Source organism: Microbacterium sp., assembly GCF_030149085.1.
In the GTDB taxonomy this organism is placed as follows: domain Bacteria; phylum Actinomycetota; class Actinomycetes; order Actinomycetales; family Microbacteriaceae; genus Microbacterium.
The window spans coordinates 1-2,320 of sequence record NZ_JASBSF010000160.1 but is presented as its reverse complement, the minus strand read 5'-3'; the positions used below and the strand labels follow the sequence as shown (position 1 = coordinate 2,320).

Genomic DNA, 2,320 nt, shown 5'->3' with positions numbered 1-2,320 from the left:
TGCTTGAATTGCATCTACGAGATGCCTCTCGTTTCTGGGACTTAGAACCTTAGACAAGCTCTATTTTCCCTGATCCGAGGGGCATTTCCATGTCACGACGCCCGACCGTCACCCACCTTCATCGGTGGATCGAGGCTTAGTCGGTGTCGACGTCCCGCCGTGCGCGAGTCTGCGAAGCGCGCTGCGCGAGCAGGTCATCGGCCGGGTAGCCGACCTCGGTGAGGGTGAGCCCTCGGGCAGCCAGGACCTTGACCTCGGGAACACGGACGAGTTCGTCACGGATGCGCACGAGATCGTCGACGCTAAGCCGCCCCTGACCGACCGCAACGCACCCGCCCACCAGCGCACGCACCATGCTGTGGCAGAACGCGTCAGCCCGAACCGTGGCGACCAGCACGCCGGATGCCTCGCGCACCCACCCGAAATCGAGCAGTGTGCGGATCGTCGTCGCTTCCTCCCGCGGCTTGCAGTATGCGGCAAAGTCGTGAAGCCCGCGCAGCGCACCGGCGGCAGCATCCATCGCCGCAACATCGAGTTCACCGCGCACGGCGGTCGTGCGGTGACGTTCCAGCGGGTCGTAGGGAACCGCATCGTCGGCAACCCGGTACTCGTAGCGGCGCCACACCGCCGAGAAGCGTGCATCGAAGCCGTCTGGTGCGATCGAGGTGCGGGTCACTGCTGCGTCGGCATAAGCGCCGAGAACACCCCGGATGCGACGAGCCAGCACCGCCGCGCCATCGTCACCTTCACCGCGCCGACGCGTGTCTGCGATCCGCGCGGCCTGCCCGTCGTCGAGATCCAGGTGAGCAACCTGGCCGCTCGCGTGCACTCCGGCATCCGTTCGGCCTGCGACAACCAGCCTCGGATCTCCCCCGAGCACGCGAGAAATCGCCCCCTCGATGGTTCCCTGCACGGTCCGTTGATGCGGCTGCCGAGCCCACCCGCGAAAGTGCGAGCCGTCATAGGAAATGTCGAGCCGGATGCGCACGACTTCAGCCTAATCAGCACCCGGCGCAGCCCCAGGGAACGCCCCCCGCCCGGACGTAGACTGGGGTGCCCGAACCCGCACCACCCCACAGAGCCGCTGATGTCCAGCCCCCTCCCGACCGACCGCCACGGTGCCAGCTCCGCCGCCAGACTTCCTGGCCTGGATGGCCTGCGCGCGCTCGCCGTCATCCTCGTCGTCGTCTACCACCTCTTCCCGCAGTGGTGGTTCGTGGGCGGGTTCATCGGCGTGGATGTCTTTTTCGTGATCAGTGGCTTCCTGATCACGTCCCTCCTCCTTCGCGAGCGCGACGCGACCGGCCGGATGAGCCTCGTCGACTTCTGGCGGCGGCGCGCCAGGCGCCTGCTGCCCGCGCTGGTCCTGCTCCTGCTCGTCTGCTCGAGCGCCGCGTGGGTCATCGGCGGCGATGTTCTGGTCCGGTTGGGCGCCCAGATCGCCGGCGCCCTCACCTTCAGCTACAACTGGGTCGCGATCGTCATCGGCGAGGGATACTTCGGCGGCACCACGCCGGAGCTCTTCCGCAACCTCTGGTCACTCGGCATCGAAGAGCAGTTCTACGTGCTCTGGCCGCTCATGCTTCCCCTCATCCTGCTGCTGCCGCGCACCTGGGCTCGGGTTGCAGCGGTCGGCGCCCTGGCCGCGGCATCCGCGGTGTGGATGGGCGAAATCGTGGCTTCGACGGGCAACGTCAGTCGCGCGTACTACGGCACCGACTCCCACGCGTTCGGCATCCTGTTTGGCGTTGCACTGGCATTCACGCTCCACCGCACCCTGGCAGCCCCGACGCTGTGGATGCGGCGCACGGCGGTCCGCCGCGGCGCCGAGATCGTCGGTATCGCCGCCGTCGCCGGCCTGCTCGTGCTCTCTTTCCTCGCGCCCACCGACTCGATCCGCACGTTCCCGCTGACGATCGCCGGGGCCAGCATCCTGTCGGGCATCGCCATCATCGCAGCAGTCTGGCCCCACGCGCGGCTCGGCGACGCTCTCGATGCCCGCCCCCTGCGGTGGATCGGCGAGCGCTCCTACGGCCTGTACCTCTGGCACTGGCCCCTGCTCGTGCTGCTGGTTGCCGCGGTCCAGGGCACCGCACCGGAGGCGGGAGTACCGGTGTGGGTGGGCCTTGTGACGCTGGCGCTGACGGTCGTCATCGCGGAGGCCTCCTACCGATTCCTCGAAACACCCGTGCGACGTCTCGGCTTCCGCGGGACCTGGCGTGCGGCACGAGCACGCGTCGGGGTCGATGCCGGGGCGCTGTGGGGCACCGTCATCGGGAGCCTGGCCACAACGGCCCTCGTGTTCGGGACTGTCGCCGCC

At 68.4% G+C, this 2,320-nt stretch carries 2 protein-coding genes; one reads left to right on the top strand and one right to left on the bottom strand.

Annotated elements, in window-relative coordinates; all coding sequences use genetic code 11:
• Positions 1 to 136 precede the first annotated feature (136 nt).
• Positions 137 to 988, bottom strand: a complete 852-nt coding sequence (locus Q1V87_RS06540) for a tRNA pseudouridine(38-40) synthase TruA (protein WP_300591371.1) — start codon at positions 986 to 988, stop codon at positions 137 to 139.
• 99 nt (positions 989 to 1,087) lie between these two features.
• On the opposite strand from Q1V87_RS06540, the gene Q1V87_RS06535 reads away from it, so the two are divergent.
• The coding region (locus Q1V87_RS06535; RefSeq protein ID WP_300591370.1) for an acyltransferase at positions 1,088 to 2,320 on the top strand (1,233 nt) is incomplete at its 3' end.